Source organism: Paenibacillus sp. FSL H7-0942 (assembly GCF_045040715.1).
GTDB lineage: Bacteria > Bacillota > Bacilli > Paenibacillales > Paenibacillaceae > Paenibacillus > Paenibacillus amylolyticus.
Window position 1 is genome coordinate 6,273,910 of sequence record NZ_CP150279.1, and the last position, 18,284, is coordinate 6,292,193.

14 protein-coding genes are annotated in these 18,284 nt (G+C 46.8%); all 14 read right to left on the minus strand.

The window, feature by feature from the left end; all coding sequences use genetic code 11:
* Positions 1 to 69: 69 nt before the first annotated feature.
* Positions 70 to 639 carry a DUF6470 family protein gene (locus MHI48_RS27585; RefSeq protein WP_076328748.1) on the minus strand — a complete coding sequence of 190 codons (570 nt, stop codon included), beginning with the start codon at positions 637 to 639 and terminating at the stop codon, positions 70 to 72.
* Between the two features lie 17 nt (positions 640 to 656).
* Positions 657 to 1,577: a flagellar hook-associated protein FlgL gene (gene flgL / locus MHI48_RS27590; protein WP_076328747.1), complete on the minus strand. Its 921-nt coding sequence runs from the start codon at positions 1,575 to 1,577 to the stop codon at positions 657 to 659.
* Positions 1,578 to 1,596: 19 nt separating this feature from the next.
* Complete coding sequence (gene flgK / locus MHI48_RS27595) at positions 1,597 to 3,150, minus strand: flagellar hook-associated protein FlgK (protein WP_036612479.1); 1,554 nt, start codon at positions 3,148 to 3,150, stop codon at positions 1,597 to 1,599.
* A 19-nt stretch (positions 3,151 to 3,169) separates the two neighbouring features.
* Positions 3,170 to 3,673: a flagellar protein FlgN gene (locus MHI48_RS27600; protein ID WP_076319201.1), complete on the minus strand. Its 504-nt coding sequence runs from the start codon at positions 3,671 to 3,673 to the stop codon at positions 3,170 to 3,172.
* 11 nt (positions 3,674 to 3,684) lie between these two features.
* Complete coding sequence (flgM, locus tag MHI48_RS27605) at positions 3,685 to 3,969, minus strand: flagellar biosynthesis anti-sigma factor FlgM (RefSeq protein ID WP_053779526.1); 285 nt, start codon at positions 3,967 to 3,969, stop codon at positions 3,685 to 3,687.
* Positions 3,970 to 4,142: 173 nt separating this feature from the next.
* Positions 4,143 to 4,550, minus strand: a complete 408-nt coding sequence (locus tag MHI48_RS27610) for a TIGR03826 family flagellar region protein (protein WP_076328744.1) — start codon at positions 4,548 to 4,550, stop codon at positions 4,143 to 4,145.
* A gap of 150 nt (positions 4,551 to 4,700) precedes the next feature.
* Entirely contained in the window at positions 4,701 to 9,152 is a 4,452-nt protein-coding gene (locus MHI48_RS27615) for a fibronectin type III domain-containing protein (protein ID WP_405142316.1), read from the minus strand.
* Between the two features lie 376 nt (positions 9,153 to 9,528).
* The gene (locus tag MHI48_RS27620) at positions 9,529 to 10,425 is read right to left on the minus strand and encodes a ComF family protein (protein WP_405142318.1); all 897 of its coding nucleotides are present in this window, start codon (positions 10,423 to 10,425) and stop codon (positions 9,529 to 9,531) included.
* A 65-nt stretch (positions 10,426 to 10,490) separates the two neighbouring features.
* Positions 10,491 to 11,747, minus strand: a complete 1,257-nt coding sequence (locus tag MHI48_RS27625; protein WP_405142320.1) for a helicase-related protein — start codon at positions 11,745 to 11,747, stop codon at positions 10,491 to 10,493.
* Positions 11,687 to 12,382, minus strand: a complete 696-nt coding sequence (locus tag MHI48_RS27630; protein WP_405142322.1) for a hypothetical protein — start codon at positions 12,380 to 12,382, stop codon at positions 11,687 to 11,689. The genes MHI48_RS27625 and MHI48_RS27630 overlap by 61 nt, the downstream gene beginning before the upstream one ends.
* Positions 12,383 to 12,839: 457 nt before the next feature.
* Entirely contained in the window at positions 12,840 to 13,217 is a 378-nt protein-coding gene (locus tag MHI48_RS27635; RefSeq protein ID WP_036612497.1) for a hypothetical protein, read from the minus strand.
* A 357-nt stretch (positions 13,218 to 13,574) separates the two neighbouring features.
* Positions 13,575 to 14,297 carry a response regulator transcription factor gene (locus MHI48_RS27640; protein WP_026081439.1) on the minus strand — a complete coding sequence of 241 codons (723 nt, stop codon included), beginning with the start codon at positions 14,295 to 14,297 and terminating at the stop codon, positions 13,575 to 13,577.
* Between the two features lie 7 nt (positions 14,298 to 14,304).
* On the minus strand, positions 14,305 to 15,465 hold the full coding sequence (locus MHI48_RS27645) for a sensor histidine kinase (protein WP_076319204.1): 1,161 nt from the start codon (positions 15,463 to 15,465) through the stop codon (positions 14,305 to 14,307).
* Between the two features lie 47 nt (positions 15,466 to 15,512).
* Positions 15,513 to 18,236: a stalk domain-containing protein gene (locus MHI48_RS27650; RefSeq protein WP_076319205.1), complete on the minus strand. Its 2,724-nt coding sequence runs from the start codon at positions 18,234 to 18,236 to the stop codon at positions 15,513 to 15,515.
* Between the last annotated feature and the right edge of the window lie 48 nt (positions 18,237 to 18,284).

Sequence of the window (18,284 nt, forward strand, 5' to 3'; positions counted from 1 at the left end):
GAAAGTTTTATGCAAAAAGAGCCATAGATGTCTAAGATCAAGACCGTCTATAGCTCAACTTTATAATAACTAGAATCCGATATCTATGGCAGGTGGCGTGTACTGAATCGATGCATACTGCTTCACATAGATATCAAGCTTGCCCCGATTATACTCAATCTCCGGTCTATTCACAATAACATTCATTTCCGAGACGGCTGGAGTAAAGTTAATATCCGGCGCCTGTGCATAGACACGAGTCTCAACATTCCCAGAAGAAGCGGGTGTCCGCGTTTCCGGGAATGGCCTCGCCTGCCAGTCTGAGCCAATAATATTTGCAATAGTATTTCCTGGCTTATGAATTGCAGCCAATTCATTACCCTGCTGAACTCGTTCAGCCATATTTTGCAGAAATATCTGTTGAATGCCTGAATAGATCCGTGCATTCATATCAATCATGTTGCCGCCCGTGTAAGCAGAGAATGCTTTGCTCTGATCTACACTCAGTCTCATCGGATGACTCTCCACCGTTAGCTTGGCAGGTCTGGTATTCAACTGAACCTCAGCTTTGGGTTGACGAATGGAGAACTGTCCTGGATCAGCATCAATACTTAATAGAGTAGGCGTTGTCCTAATCTGAAGAACGGGAAGAGTACTCAAAAGTTAACTCCTCCTTTTTATCTTAAGAAGTCCACCAAAGATGGCGAAATAATTTTGGCACCTGCAGACAAGGAAGCGTTATAGATATTTTCCTGAATCTTGGATTGCATCGCCAGTTCCGCATAATCCGCATCCTCGACTTTGGATTGAAGATCTGTCAGGTTAATGCCGAGATCATCCAAACGTCCCATCATCAGATCAACCCGGTTCGTTTTGGCACCAATCTCAGAACGGATCGCAAGCATCTTGTCGGTACGGCTATCAATATTGTCCAACTGATTGGATAACTCTTTTTGATTTCCCTCTGTGAGAGCTTTCATGATGTTGTTCACGAGGTTGAACAAGTTATCTTCTTCCGTCTCTGTGCCAAACACTTCATTACCACTCACATTAATAGGCAACTGAACACTTTCACCTACGATGAAGTTAATCTTCCCTTTATCCGTCACAACAGAAGTAGCATTCGTTGTATCTAAAGTACCGTCTTGATTAGACGGGAAATCATACGGTTTAACATCATACGTCTCGCCATTAAAAATATATTTTCCGTTAAGTTTACTGTTTGAGATATCAACCAGCTGCTCTTTCAACTGTTTGACCTCTTCATTGATACTGTCCAGCGCTGACTGCGGATTCGTTCCTGTCGAAGCTTGTACCGTTAACTCGCGCAGGCGCTGTATGGCGTTACCCGCCTGATTCATAACCGTATCATTAAACTCAAGCCATGATATAGCACTATCTACGTTTTTCTGATATTGATCGTTCGATGAAAGTTCTGCACGATAACGAAGGGAGTAAGTGATCCCTACCGGATCGTCCGAAGGTTTGTTGATCTTGCGACCTGTTGCCAGTTGGGTCTGGGTGTTGTTCATCTGCTGCGCGTTCCGGTTCAAATTCAAAAGTAGCTGTGAACTGAGCATGTTATTCGTTATTCTCATGGTCTGTCACTCCTTTCCATTATCTACCTACTGTCCCAGTAGAGTTAATCAACTTATCGAGTAATTCATCATATGTGGTCATAAATCGCGCAGATGCGTTATATGCATGCTGGAACTTGATCATATTTGACATTTCTTCATCCAAAGATACACCACTTACAGATTGACGACGGGTGTCCACTTGCTCCACCAGGAACTCCGAGTTGGATGTCTGACGTGCAGCTTCCTGAGATTGTACCCCCAGTTGTCCCACAATGGCACTGAATTGTGCACCGATCGTTGCATTACGTAAACCGTCCGCTGATTTCATCGGTGTATCTTTCAGATTCGCCAGCAAGATAGCAAGTGTATTGTTACCTTTGATTACAGTCTCTGTACCAGAAGCATCGGATGTACGGAGCGAAGTCGCAATCTTATTAGGATCAGCCAGGATCTCTGCGTTCAATGAAATATTGCCAGCTGTAATGGCTGTTCCACCACCCGCTGCTGTAAAGAATGGGACTCCCCCAGAATTAGTTCCATCCATGCTGTATCCAAGCTGATGTAGTCCGTTCAGACCTTTGACCGTAACCTTGAGATCTGTAGCTAGTGTCCGTGCTGCACCCGTGTATGTAACACCATCCAGGATAGTATTATCCGGCAAGACAGAACCCGCAGGAAGAGTAATCTCAATATCACCGTTGGCAAGCGTATTAGCTAAGTCATCCATTTGTTTCCGGTAATCACTTACCAATGTATCTCTGGACTTAATCATGCCATGAACTTCACCATTGGTGAGTGTGCCCGCAGTATATGCATCATTCAGAAAAGCAGAATCTACCGCCACTTGTACTGCCCCGCCTGTAACGAGTGCCTGTCCGTTCATCTGAATCTGGTAGCCTTGTTGAGAATCAGTGACCGTAATATTCATGATTTTGGAGAGCTTATCCGTCATCAGATCACGTTGGTCACGCAAATCGTTGGCATTGTCGCCAAGAGACTCTACTTTCACAATGGCACTATTGAGGTTTGCAATGTTACCCAGGTAACCCTGGATCTCATTACTTTTCACAGCGATGTTACTATCCAAATCCTGACTAAGCGCATCCAATTGGCGGCTAATCTGATTCATCGCATCCGTAAGAGCTAGAGTTGTTTCTTTGACAATCCGGCGTGCCGTAACGTCCTCAGGATTCTTACTCAGATCTGACCATGATTTGTAGAAATTATCCATAACGGTTCGGAATCCGGTGTCCGATGGTTCATTTACAATAGCTTCGAGTTTCTCAAGTGTGTCTCGTTGAATGGACCAACTCCCGAAGTTGGTATTTTCATTACGATATTGGTCGTCCAAGAATTTCTCGCGCACACGGGTAATGGAGTCGAACTCCACCCCTGTACCGAGCTGTCCTGGTGTTGTGCTATGCAGAAATGCAAATGGCTCCATTGGAATGGATGCCTGCATGTTTACCTTTTGGCGTGAGTACCCTTCTGTGTTGGCATTGGCTACGTTATGGCCTGTTGTGCTAAGAGCTGTCGTCTGTGTGAACAAACTGCGTTTAGCCGTTTCGATTGAATGAAATGTAGATGTCACCTGGTTTCCCCCTAATTAATCAGGCACGCGTGTCAAACAGACCGATTCGCCCTGGATTGCCGTTCTTATCAGCAGGATGCTGATATGTGGCATCCTGTTCTGGCCGAGAAGCAAAGATATCCATTGAAAGATCAATAAACATCAACGATTGCTCGATCAGCTTTTGATTCAGTTGATTGATTTCCTTTAACTCCTGTAGTGTTCCCGCCAGCTTCTTCTGGACTTCAAGCAATCGCAGTTTGTCAGCCGGATCAAAAATCAGCTTCGAGATCTCCGTAATGTTCAGGTTCAGCATGGACTTGATACCACGCTCCTGAAGCAATTCGTGAACTGCGCTCTGCCGTTCAATCTCCAATGGCTCCTGTTGTTTCATGAAACGGGATTCTTTGTTCAGAACGGCAATGAGTTCATCCACATCGTTTTTGACAATGACCTGTCTCTTGACCTCGCTGAGTGCCAGCATATCGCGGTGACTTTGTTCCATTTGCTGCAAAACTGCAATTAATCTATCCAGTGCTGCCATTACGTGATCACCTATTCCTTATCAAAAGACTTAAAATACGGTAGCAATTTGTCAGCAAGCTTGCTGCTGTCTACCTGATACGTTCCCGAACTGACCTGTTCTTTCAGTTCCTGTATCCGCTGTATGCGTCCTGCATCTTGTGTACGCCCTTGTTCCTCAAGCATCTTCATCGCCTCCGGAGAAATGGATACCTCGTCCTTACGGCGGCTCTTCTTGGCATCAGCCTGCTGATTGGATTCAACGTTCCTTTGATATGAATTGATGGCGCCAATTCTACTCGGTTCATTGATTTTCATATGAACTACACTTCCTTCCACGTTAGAATTTTACATTGATATGCGTTTTTCTTACTTTATCTTTATGTTATCGAAATGATTAGGATAATAAAAAAAACCGATAATCTTTAATAAGTTTATCGGTACGTTTCAAAACATTTGTTATAGCAAGATCTGTATTTAAGACCTCGTTCCTATGAATCGCGTAGTTTGTCGACAGCATTGTAGGTTCGTCCGCCTATATTGCCGTTATCCTTCTGACCTACATCACGAGCTGCACTAGCCAAGTCTTTCGTCAAGCGATGACGACAAGAGTCACACATATGACCTTCACGAATCAATGTTCCGCATACTTCACAAGGATACATCATATTCGGGGCATTTTCGATGGAAATCCGTCCCTCACGGATGAACTTGGTAATGGTTTTGATCGAAACTTCTGTTGCATCAGATAGTTCCTGGATATTAGTGCCTTTGTTTTCGCGCAAATAATCTACACATATCTGATATTCCTGTTCCATTTCTTTAATACAATTCGAGCATACATCTCGAAAATTCAACGCATATAATTTACCACAGCGAGGACAATTACCCAGATTCATCGCTAAAACGCCCCTCTCAAACTTCCATTTCCGAATAGATAATAACTATAGATTACCTTATTTTCTCTGATGAAGCCATAGTCTATTTGCAAAACAAAAGAAGGGAGCAGGATGCACATACACGCAACCCTGCTCCCAAATTTTATATCCCTAATTCAATGTTCTAATACTTAGTACAGAAGACCATATGCTTGTGTTCTGATCATTGAATGCCCGAATACGATATTTATGCGAACTGAACGGTAACAGGTCAGAATGAATAAACGTTGTATCACTGACAGTCGCCACAATTTGCCCATCGGCTTCAATTTCGTAAGACGAAGCACCGATAGCCGCATCCCAAGTCAGAATAACGTTTGTTCTGTCCGAAGTTCCCTTCAGCACAGGTGTAGTTAATTGAGTCACTCCTGTTATGATCTCACTCCAAGCTCCCGCACCAGAAGCATTTTTGGCACGAATCCGGAAGGTATGCTCCGTATTTGGTGCAAGTCCGCTCTTCGTATAAGCAACTCCACTCACGGCAACCACCGTACCATCAATCTCCAGATCATACCCGGTAGCTCCAGTTACAGCAGTCCATCTCAGCGCAATAGCCACTGTGGTTGCTGAGTTAATACTTACACCTGAGACACTGGCAGGTAACGTAGTTTGGGACAATAGTGCTGTCCATGCACTCACATTAGTGTCAGTCAGGGCACGAATACGATATTTATGAATTGTTCCACCAAGTACTCCATTATGCACATACAAGAGATCACTTACTGTAGCAATCACTATGCCATCTGCTTCAATCTCATATTTTGTTGCACCAACAACTTCATTCCATGTCAGCGTAACTGCGGTTTCTTCAGGTACAGCTTTCAGCGTCGTTGGTACATTTAATTGGGTCGAGGCGGTTACGATCTCACTCCAGCTACCCATGCCAGCAGCATTTTTGGCACGAATGCGGAAGGTATGATCTGTATTGGCTAGAAGACCACTTTTCGTATAAGCAGATCCACTCACAGAAATTACAACACCGTCAATTTCCAAATCGTAAGCAGTGGCGCCTGTAACTGGGCTCCATTTCAATGAAATAGCAACAGGTGTAGCTGTATTTAACATGAAACCATTAACTGTAGCAGGTAAGGTGCTTTGCGTCAGCACTGCTGTCCATGCACTTGTGTTTTCACCCTTTAACGCGCGAATTCTATACTTGTGAGCCGTTCCAGGCAATAAACCATCGTGTGTGTATACTGGATCACTAACTATTCCAACGATGGTACCATCAGCCTCAACTTCATACGCGGTCATATCCGCTACATCCGCCCATGATAGATTGATCGTAGTTTCGTCCGAGGTTGCCTTTAATACAGGTGTGTTTAAAAGCGTCATACCACTGATCAGATCGCTCCAGGCTCCCACTCCTGCGGCGTTCTTTGAACGAATACGGAAGGTGTGCTCAGTATTCGCAGCAAGACCACTCTTCGTATATGCCACTCCCGTCACCGGGACAACTGCACCATCAATTTCTAGGTCATATCCCGTGGCTCCGGTTACTGCTGTCCACTTTAGAGTGATACCCACATTCGTAACAGAACTAATATTAAGTCCTGCAACTGAAGCTGGTATCGTACTTTGAGTCAGCATAGCAGTCCATACACTCGTATTGGTATTCGTTAGAGCACGTATACGATACTTGTGTGCAGTTCCTGGTAACAATCCATTATGTGAGTATGCCGGATCACTAACTGTGGCAATCACTGCACCATCTGCTTCAATTTCATAAGTGGTTGCGTCTGCTACCTCAGCCCATGTGAGGTTGATTGCAGTCTCTTCCGATGCTACTTTCAAAACGGGTGTGTTCAACTGCGTTGTTCCACTGATCAGATCACTCCATGTACCTACACCGGCGGCATTTTTCGAGCGAATACGGAAGATATGATCTGTGTTTGTTGCAAGACCGCTCTTCGTATACGCTACTCCCGTTACTGGGACAACGGTACCGTCGATCTCCAGATCATATCCCGTTGCACCTGTAACTGCTGTCCACTTCAATGCAATAGCCACGTTCGTTATTGAACTAATGGTCAATCCTGTCACTGAAGCAGGAATCGTGCTTTGCGTCATAATTGCTGTCCATGCACTTGTATTGGTCTCAGCTAACGCACGAATGCGATATTTATGGGCTGTTCCTGGAAGCAGTGTTGTATGGATAAAGCTAGGTTCCCTTACTGTTGCTACTACTGCTCCATCGGCTTCAATCTCATACTTCGTTGCATCAGTAATGGCTGCCCATGTCAAATTGATTGCAGTTTCTTCTGATGTTGCTTTTAATACCGGTGTATTTAGAAGTGTTGTTCCACTGATCAACTCACTCCATGCCCCTACACCTGCGGCGTTCTTGGAACGGATTCGGAAGGTATGATCTGTATTGGCCACAAGACCACTCTTCGTATAGGCTACCCCCGTCACTGGGACAACCGTTCCATCGATCTCCAGATCGTATCCTGTTGCTCCAGTTACCGCTGTCCATTTCAATGCAATGGCTACATTCGTAACCGAGCTTACTGTTAATCCTGTAACTGAAGCAGGTATCGTACTTTGCGTCAGGATTGCTGTCCATGCACTAGTATTCGTATCCGTCAACGCACGAATACGATACTTATGGGCAGTTCCTGGCAGCAGCGCTATATGGTTATAGTTAGGCTCTTCTACCGTTGCCACTACTGCTCCGTCCGCCTCAATCTCGTATGTAGTCGCATCTGCTACATCAGCCCAAGTCAGGTTGATATTCGTTTCTTCTGATGCCGCCTTTAATACAGGTGTATTCAACAGTGTCGTTGTACTGAGCGGATTACTCCATTCACCCACACCTGCAGCATTTTTCGAACGAATACGGAAGGTGTGTTCTGTATTCGCTGCAAGGCTACTCTTTGTGTAGGCTACGCCAGTGACAGGTACAATTGCACCGTCAATCTCCAAATCATATCCTGTCGCTCCTGTCACTGCTGTCCATTTCAGACCAATAGCTGCATTAGTGACCGAGTTTATAGTGAGATTCGAAACAGGACCAGGGAGTGTACTTTGGGACAACATTGTAGTCCATGCACTTGTATTCGTATCATTCAAAGCTCGTACACGATATTTATGAAGTGTCCCTGGTGATAGGTCAGTGTGTGTATAAGCCGGATCTACAACAATTCCTACGTTAACTCCATCAGCTTCAACCTCATAAGAGGTAGCCCCCTCAATTACAGGCCATGCCAAAATCATATCTTCTTGGGAAGAAATCGCTTTAATAACAGGCGTACTTAGAAGTGTCGAAACAGTTAGCATGTCAGTCCACTTACCTACACCGCCTGCATTTTTAGATCTCAATCGAAATGTGTGCTCGGTATTGGGCGTAAGAGCTGTCTTGCTGTATGTTGTTCCAGAGACCGGAACGACGACTCCATCAACCTCCATGTCATATCCACTAGAACCTTTAATTGCAGTCCAACTTAAAGAGATTTTATTAAATGTATTTTCTGTAATTTTCAAACCACTTGCTGAGTCAGGTACAACAAGTTGTGTAGCCGTTCTACTCCAGTTGCTCTCATTATCTGAAGATACTGCTTTTAATGCATAGGTATGACTGGAATTCGCCTCCAAACCAACGTGTTCATAAGTAGTTACTTTACCTAGATCAATTGGGGCTCCACCATCAATCTGGAGTTGATATCCATCGGCATGATTAATTGCAGTCCACTCTATTATATTTTTCCCTTGCTCAGAGCTCGTGGAGATAACAGGTTCGTTAAGCAGTGTTTTGATATTAAAGACACTACTCCAATCACTTTTCCCTATAGAATTCATAGCACGTATTTTGTAAGAGTAATTTTTGTTAGGAATGAGTACGGCATCATCCAAGCTCGTACCATAATAAGGCCCCATTAAAATACCATCACGCTCAATTTCATACTGTACAGCTTCCTGTGCATGATCCCAGCGAATATGAGTCGTGTTTTCACTTGAGTTACCCGTTATATTCGAAGGCACAGATGGTACGTTATTAATCGGTAACGGATTTACCTCCTGTTTGGTAAAAGAAGCGGGTTCAGCTTTACGTGTATAATACGGATTAAGTTCAGAGTAAAAGTCTACAACTTCTCCCGTATCTGCGTTCACAACCAGACTCAATTGTCTAACATCATAATCGTGTACATCAATTGGCGTTAGTTGACCTAGCACATTATAGTGTGTGATCGTCCACTCGCCAACTTGGTTATACGGTTGTCTGTACGTCATCTCAGTAGCAATCTCACGAATTTTGCTCAGATCGATAAGAAAAGCATTGTCGATCTGTCCAGAATATTTTGAAGTATACGATCCAAAACTTATATTAGTAATATCACTTGTGAAACCCAGGATAGACTGCATTCTGGTGAACGAATAACCTGTTGATGAAATATTGTAGGATCTCGCCCAACTCAGTTTAACTGATTTTTGGTTCACTTGTAGTTGGCCGTTGTCGTTGGTCATTACATATTGATAATCATTGCTTGATGAAATTACTCCACTTCCTACCGCTGCATGTGCCCGATTCCCCCCATACACGCCAAACTGTCCGAATACCAGCATGAATACTAGTAGACGGACGGTCCATAAGTAAAATCCATTTTTTCTTTTTCCTGCAACCACTTTTGTTCTCCCCTTCAACAGATATGTTGTGCCACTCCCTATACTGTCACCTGTGGTGAACGGCAAAACTATCTATTCTGCGCGAGAAAACCAATTCCTCTTTTTTACATGTAAAAAATTTCTTATTACGCTTTCATTAATAATTTCATCAAACAACTATATTTCAAACGGAATAAATGGAATGGAGACACGCATTAACGTACCAATGATTAATAAAGGAACATATTTTCCTGTCTACTAGAAGGTAAAGCGTAGGTTGTGTATACAGGCAGACTTGAAGAATATTAAACAGTAGCTCAGTATACTGATTTGCCGATCACGATCTCGCCAATGTCAGTGTGTAAATATCGACCGGAATCTCCATGTGGAAGCCAGCATTAAGAATAACCCGGCCACAAGCGTCCAAGGTGCTGCCTGTTGTATAGATATCATCAATCAGCAGTAACTGTATGGGTTTGGCACGCGATATGCCCATATGTGTTGGCAGATGAGATCCCTTGTATAGCTCTTCAATTAACTTCGTGCCATCCGGGTTGATGGAAAAAGCGTCCTTCATCGTTTCAATACGCTCACCGCGTGATTTGAAGCTTTGTTTGGTGGTGTTAATCTGGCGCTGCAACAGATCCACGATGGGTAGGCGGCAGGCGGTGGCAAGTCCAGCAGCCAACCGCTCCGCCTGATTGAAGCCACGCTCGGCCAGACGCTCGCTGCTCACCGGGACATAGGTGACCGCGTCAGGCCGCCATTGCGGCTTCTTTTGTTGAGCAAGTGTGGCGGAATAAGCCACGGGGGCTGGGGGTTCTTTTGCCAAAGTAGAATTCTGTTCATCTCTCATCGCTTGAAAGGCTTGAATCAACAGCGCGGTTAAGAGCGGCGCGTATCGTTCATGGCCTCTGAATTTGTACATGCCGATCCATTCTTTCATTAAAGTGTTGTATTGTACGGCACTGCGGTTGAGGATAAAAGAACGGTTTTGCAAGTGTGGACGAGCACAGTCCGGGCAACCGACTCCCCGACCACAACGCAGGCAACGGATGGAACGAATCCATGGAATCTGCTTCATACAACGTGGGCATATACCCGGATAGATTGGAGACAGGATCGCTTGAGTGCCGCATGTCAGACAAGTCGCTCCCGGTGGGGCGAGCAGGTGATGGAGACGCTGGGTCAGGTGTTGTGCGTGATCGGTTATGTTGCTGAGCCAGTTGAACATAGGGGGCATACCTCCAGTCTCGGGAATGTATTGTGATATGTGGATACGAACTGGGCAGATGACAATTATGTCTGGGATGATGGATGCAGGTAGCCTTTGCGACGAGCGATGGTGTTCATTTTCCGAATCTGGGCAACGGCCTTCACCTGTGAACGTGTCCGACGAGATGATGCAAAAACCACTCTACCCGCCGGGTCATCCATGGAACGCCCTGCTCTACCCGCCATCTGGACCAGTGAAGCTTCATCAAAGAGACTATTGTCTGCATCCAATATAAAAACATCACTGCGCGGAATGGTCACGCCACGCTCTAAAATCGTTGTCGTTACGAGCAGACGAATGTCGCGATCACGAAAGGCTGTAACTTTGCTAGCGCGATCGGGGTCTTGAGATGAAGTTCCTTCAATATGGATTCCGGGAAAAGTACGACGCATCAGGTTAACAAACGTCTCAATCTGGGCAATGCGTGTCACAAACAAAAATACCTGGGCGTCACGCTCCAATGAGATTTGGATGTTAGTCCTCAAGGCAGAAGGAAGATTTCGTTTCTTAATACATTCAGCAACGGTAACCATTTTGACTAAGCGCGGGACAGGCAAAGGATGTCGGTGGAAACGTACTGGAACTTTGGCATGAGTGAGTTTTCCCTGCGCTGCTTCCCTCTGCAGCCGAGCTGGCGGTGTAGCAGATAGATATACGAAATTCCCGTCTGGTTTACAGGAGGATGCCGCCGCGTGAGCGAGCATGGGATCGTTGTGATAAGGGAAAGCATCTAGTTCGTCGATGATGACGAGATCAAATCCCTGATAAAAACGCATCAGTTGGTGTGTGGTCGCAAGCGTGAGCTGAGCGTCTTTCCAGCGTTCGTCACTGCCTCCGTAAAGGGTAGCGAGCGAGGTGTCCGGAAAAGCTTTGGCCAGACGCGGAGCTAGTTCCAGCACCACATCCCTGCGCGGCGTAGCGACCAAAGCTCGTCCGCCACGATCCAATGTATGTTGGAGCAGTGGGAATATCATCTCGGTCTTGCCGGCCCCGGTCACGGCCCACAGCAAAAACCGACCCGGCCCATCCCCTGCGGGTGGGCGGGCCAAAAACGCAAGCGCCGCGGCTGCTGCCGCGCTCTGCGCTGCGCTTAGCCCCCACCGGGCGAGCCCGCCGCCGGTGGGGGCCAAAACCGTGCCACGACGCGGTGCTTCGCCGCGTCGTGGCACGGCCCCTTGCGCTGCACTGCGTAGCAGCAGCGCACAAGCACGGCTGCGCCCTAGCGCGAGGCAAGCCTCGCAGTAGGCGCACGCCGCCAATCCGCAGGCAGCGCAGGGCACGCGCTGCCTGGCTTTGCTGCCACAACGGTGGCAGCGGGGCGCGCTCGCGCGCGTCCAAGCCACGCGTGCCGACGGCGCGTGGCAGGCCCTTCGAGGGCGGCTGTGATACTCAGCCGCCCGTGCAAGCGCGCGAGCTGCGCAGCCGCGCGCCAATCCTCTGGCGGCTGGGCGGTATCCGCCAGCAACGCCTCCGCCTCGGCCGCCAGTAATTGGCGGCCGCTGATCCGCTCAGCCAGCAGGGCCGCGTCCCGCTCCAGCTGAGCCCACTGCACGGCGGGATACGGCTCTGGCATCCCGCCTACCAACGCACCACGCGCAGCGGCACTCCCCGCTTTGCCTGCTATACCTTTTCTGGCCTCTGTTTCCCCAGAGGCCAATTCATACACATCCAGCTTCCGTGCAAGATAACTCTGCCATTCGTGCTGGCCCCACTGATCCATACCTCGCTCCATCTCAAAATGTTCAACCAACCAGGATGCCTGACTTAACGGCAACGCCGTATCTAACAGCAACCAGCGCAGCACATGTCGCCCACTTCCTTCCTCTAGCCACCAAACCACATCCACTCGAATATCGAGTGATAACATCATGTTCCACCCTTCCCCTACACGGCACATATACAAAGCAACCTTCATTTACTCTCCTCCCCCATCGTACTTTCTCCTGAACGCAAAAAAAGCACATGCCAATCCGGCTGTTCGCCGGAGCATGTGCTTCATGTCCATATTCCATCTTCGTATGATCAATCTTACTTATCACTATACCAATTGAACCTTTACATCACAAGGTTAGTTACACAACATGATTCCATCATACAATTCTGCTAATAACCAGAATCTTTCTTTAAAATTGCGAAACTTTTTCCAATCTGAATCGTCTATACTTTTAAATTAAGAGTTCTGACTTCGAAAAGTTTATTTTAATACTCTTGAACTCGTCAAAACCCAGACAATAACCATAGATTGCATAAAAACCCATTTTTAATTTAAAAGCAGACTTGGCTACAATTACAAAAAAAGACTACAGCTTCTGCTGTAATCTTTTCACTGTAGATCTGTGCAATGTTAATCCCATTTCCGTTCACATGATGATTTATTGCTCTGACTCACGCAAATCAATCAGGCGAAACGTGTGATCGGTCTGTGCTACCCGTTCAATATCAGCAGGGACAGCAGGCAGATAAGATGTCTCCATGCCTTGCCTTTGCATAAGCTTTTCAATAATCGTAATCGTTTCCGCTTCTGTACGATCAGCAACAACGGTTAATCTGAAGCTCTTACCACGGTATAATAATTCCCGGCAAAGTTCTCTTACAATGCCTTCGATCCGCCCTGCCTGATTGGAAGGGATGAGCAGGATCTGCTCGAAACCTTCAGATTCGGGACGGGAAAGATGGCGCTGGTGCATGGCATGAACGGCCATTGCCGCCAGGAAGTATATGAGCAGAATCATAGTCAGATGAGCAACCATGGCAACTGCACCTCCTCGGAAGGTCATGCTCACCCATGGCGAACATCCCTGTATACAACAAGTATATGCTGTACTTCCTGAAGGGTTACACTCGCATTTCCTATCACTCATATTCCACGCTGATCGACACCGGACGAAGAAAGACAGGCCAGGTCATTCATTCACGCCTAAGCTTGAACATATGTTCCGCACAGCCTTACGCTTTGCTCATTTGCAGTGATAAAGTCCATTAACCCGCAGACCAATCCAACATTCTGGAAAGGGCGCGAGTGAACACCAATCTATACTTCGTCAAGGTTTAATCAACCAATGGACTGACTTACCGTAAGAATACTGCTTTACGAAAAACATAAGGTATTAGAGCGTAACCCAACCATATTTGATCGAATTGATAACAGCTTGCGTACGGTCGTCCACTTCCATCTTCTGCAGAATACTGCTGACATGGTTTTTTACTGTTTTTTCACTGATGAACAGGAATTCACCAATCATTTTATTGCTCTTACCTTCTGCCATCAAGCGAAGCACTTCAGCCTCACGACGTGTGAGCGGGTTATTGTCGCCAGCGACAAATTTAACACCGGCTTCCTTCGAAGCTCCTTCACTCATTGCCCCTGTTTCATTAAGATACGTCATACGACGCAGCTGCATGATCAGTTTGCCTGTTACTTTCGGATGTATGAACGCATGTCCTTCATGCACGGAACGAATCGCATTGATCAGAGACTCTGCCTCCATATCCTTCAGCAAGTATCCGTTAGCCCCTTTACGAAGCGTCTCAAATACATAACTTTCATCATCATGAATGGACAAGATAATTACTTTGACATCAGGGAACAGCTCACGTAATTTCTCCGTTGCCTCAACCCCGTTTTCGATCGGCATGTTGATATCCATCAATACGATATCAGGTTTATCCTGATTGCAGAATTCGAGCACTTGAATACCATCGCCGCATTCACCGATGACCTCAATGTCGTCCTCCATATTTAAAATGCGTTTCAGTCCCTCACGGAACAGCTGATGATCATCAGCCAAAAGAACTTTAATCGATGCTTTACCAGTATCACGGTTTTCCATCATCCTGCTACTCCTTTCCCTTATCCACGTTTGTCGGGATATGAATCACTATTTTGGTTCCTTGATTTTCTGCGGATTCAATCTCTATTCTTCCTTCTAACAGTTCAACCCGTTCTCTCATCCCAATCAGACCGAAGTGGGTATGATCCTTGCTTTTCTTGGCAAGAAGCTCCGGTTTGAACCCAAGCCCATTGTCCTGAACGACAATTTTGACGAGCTGAGCCTGGTATGTAATTTCCACTACAACATAAGTGGGATAAGCATGCTTTGCAGCATTCGACAGACCTTCCTGCACGAGGCGGTAGATTGCAGCCTCCATGGCTGAAGATAAACGATGTTCCTTACCTCTTGTTTCAAAAAGCGACCGGATTTTCGTTTTTACCTCAAAATCCTGCACATACTTCCGAAGCGTTGGAATCAGTCCCAGATCATCCAGTGCCATAGGACGCAGATTGAAAATAACTTTTCTCATTTCTTCAAGACTGGAACGAACCTGGCCTTTCAAATCTACTATTTCGGCCTGGACCATCTTAAAATCCTGCTTAATGAGCATTCTTTCTACAATTTCCGTCCTAAGCACTAGATTGGCGAGCATCTGGGCAGGCCCGTCATGAATTTCACGAGCAATACGTTTCCGCTCTTCTTCCTGGGCCAAAATTATTTTCAAACCAATCATTTGTCGATTTTTGGCATTTTCAATGATCCGGGTCACTTGACCTAGTTCACCTGACAGGTATTCGAGTACAACACCCATCTGCGAACCGATGGTCTCGGCACGCTCCACAGAAGCTTCCACATTTTTGGCACGCTTCTGTAGGTCATCCCGACGGGCCTTCAGATACATTTCCTTCTCACGATAAATCATCAGATCCAGCTGCAGCTGTGTTGCTTTCTCATATGCCTGCTTGATATCATGCTCGGAATAACGGACAAAGTCGCGGCTAACCTCAGTCAGCCGGATCCGGGAACGGCGGTAGTTCAGCTCCAACTGATCTACTTTCTCGATCGTTTCCGCCGTCTCCTTCAACACCGACTTCAACTCCTCGTTGAGTGTTTTCAGCTCATCGCGAGTCGAGTCCATGATTTCGAACATTTGATATTTGCTGTTTTCCATGACTTGTATGGCGTTTTTAATGACGCGGTCTATGGCATCGGCTTGTAAATCCACGTTTGTTCGACTCCATTTCTATCGTTTCCGGTATATATCATACCATATCACGATGAGATGGTAACGGTCTTCGTTTTCTGTTCCCATTTTACAGTGAGACCAAGTTGCTCGGAAACGAGTCTGAGCGGGACTAAAGTCCTACCACCCGTTACGTATGGTGCAACAGTTGCGCTCTGTCTTTTACCATTCAGAATGAATTCTTTCTGCCCTACAACCAGATCAATCAGCTTGCCACCACGTAATACCGTGATCCGCTGATTTTTGCTATCCCAGCTTGCCTGACCACCAAAAGCGTCCAAAACATGTTTGATTGGCACATACGTTGTACCATTTTTCAGGACCGGTGCTGCATCAATCACTTTTTTCGTTCCGTTCACCGTCATCGATTTCTGTCCAAGCACAAGCGAAGCTGTACCCGTAGGCAATCCGACTTCACTGGACTTGGAAGGCATCGTGAATGCGATATTGTCAAAAGCAACCGTACCTGATTTCGCACGCTCATCCTGACCTTCTTCCACGTTCACCACATAGACCCGCTTCAGCTTCGCCGGATAGGCGATGTTCAGTCCGTTTAGGTCCACGCTCAGCTTCTTCCACCCGTTCCAGTCAATCGCCTTGGCGAGATCGGCATATACCGTTTTGCCATTGGCATCTGTGAATTCGGCACGTAACCAGTTCAGGCTCTTATCTCCCATAACATCCATCGACATCGACGTAGCCGCTGCAGATACCTCTCTGCCAGTAGAACCATTCAGTTGTGCATAAGCGTACATTTTGCCTGTTCCAGCAGTCATATCATAACCGAGTTGCAGTACATTGGAGCCGGCTTTTTCACCAGTTCCTGCTGTGACTGTTGCCGTACCAGTTACACCCGCTGCGTTCGTTGTGAAGTTAATCGGATAATTCACGTTTTCGAAGTTCTCCCAGATCGTTTCACTTGCAGAAGCCGAGAGTACTACGACTGTGCTGTAACCATCATAACGACCAATCGCATATCCTACTTGTGCACCAGAATTAACGGAAGATACCGTTAATTGGTCAGCAGTAACTTTACCTTTGAACCCGATAAATTCCCATGTCAGCGAGTCTGCCGGAACCGTCACACTTTGTCCGCTCTTCGTTGTTGCCGTTACAGGAATGGACATCGTTGTGCCTGCTTGGAGCGAACCGAGACCCGATCCTGCTGTCAGGGAAGCCAATTCACTTCCACCCAATACCGATACTTTAATCGAGGATGAAGCTCCATTGCTCGTTGCCGTCAGCGTTGCTGTGCCTGGCTTCACGCCTTTGATTGTACCGTTGCTGACACTCACGATGCTGTTGTTGCTGGACTTCCAGGACATGCTGATATCGCCTGTTGCGATCGGGTTGTAGTAGGTGTCATATCCTTTGGCTGTGTACTTGCCCTCTTGACCCACCAGCAACGTTTGGCTACCACTCACGGCAAAGCCCTTCAGTTTACCTACAGGAGCCGTAGAGAACACACCTAGCGTGTTTACAACCTGACGTTGCTCGGTGCCATACTCTGTGTTGAACGTCAGACCAGCGGTTTGCTCACCCAACGGACGTGTTACCATGGTTGTGGAGCCGCCTCCATCCAGGTTCATGCCTTTCCAGACACCCACACTGGTCATAAAGGATTGCAGTTCCGTCAGCGACATCCCGCTGCTGTTACTGTTTTTCTCCGCTGCGATGATGTAGACATACCGACCATCCTGGGAGTATCCTACTGCCGTTCTGGCACGAATGCCACCAATGCCGGAAGATGCGATATCACGGGAAAAGGAAGCTGCCTTTCCACCGTTCACCAAAATGGTATGACCGCCAATCATCATCTCCAGGTTACTAGGATCAACCGATTGCCCGGTTGTTTTGGCTTTTAGCTTGTAATCCGCATCCAAGGTTTGCCCAACGGATAGATGGCTCATGATCCATGTCGCCGCTGTTCCATGCGCACGCAAAATGTACCCATCCTTCGGCACCGTCATGTTTAACGCTTTTTTATCCGAGATTTGGGTAATTACTCCGTTCTGCACGAGAACCTCTGTTGGCGTTGTGGAAGGATCATTTGGTCGTTTGCTCGATGTCCATGCCGGTGTATAAATATACATCGAGTTGGCATGACTATACTTCACCGCACCCGACTCTACCGTATAATCCTCTTTATTTATCCCACGCAAAGCAAAAGTTGAACCATCCTGTGCCTTCACTGTTCCGTCAAAGGAATACTCGTCGATCATCGGTTTACCATCCTTGGTCACCGTCAGGGCATACATGCCTGACAGCTCAGAAGGTGTGGAGACCAGCACGCCATCGGAGACCTGTCCACCAATGGGTGCGAGCTCGCCGGATACATTGAAGTAATCGCCATTTACAGCAGCTACTGCACCGTTTTCCTTGGCCATGGCACCTGTGCTCTGTTTACTGTTCAGATTACCGCCCTTGCCTGTCATTACATCCAGCTTCACATACGGGTTCTGCAGATCCACCTGGACTACATCCGCCAGTACGTTGACCTTGGAACCGGAACGTGTTGTTGTATATCTGTATTTCATGAGCTTCGCACCCGAAGTCAGAATTTCTTCACTCAACTTGCTTGTATTTGTAGATGCTGCTGCGGCCACCGATTTCCACGAAGTGCCTGACCACATCTGCCCGCCTGCGCTCATCACCGGTGCAATCCAGATTACACCCGCCAGCGTCACAATTGCCCATTTCTTCACCTTACTGCCCTTAACGTCTTCCAGCTGTTTCTCATGTTTCCCCAGCATGTCTGAAACGTCTCTCCCATCTTGTATATCAATCTTAGACATCACGAA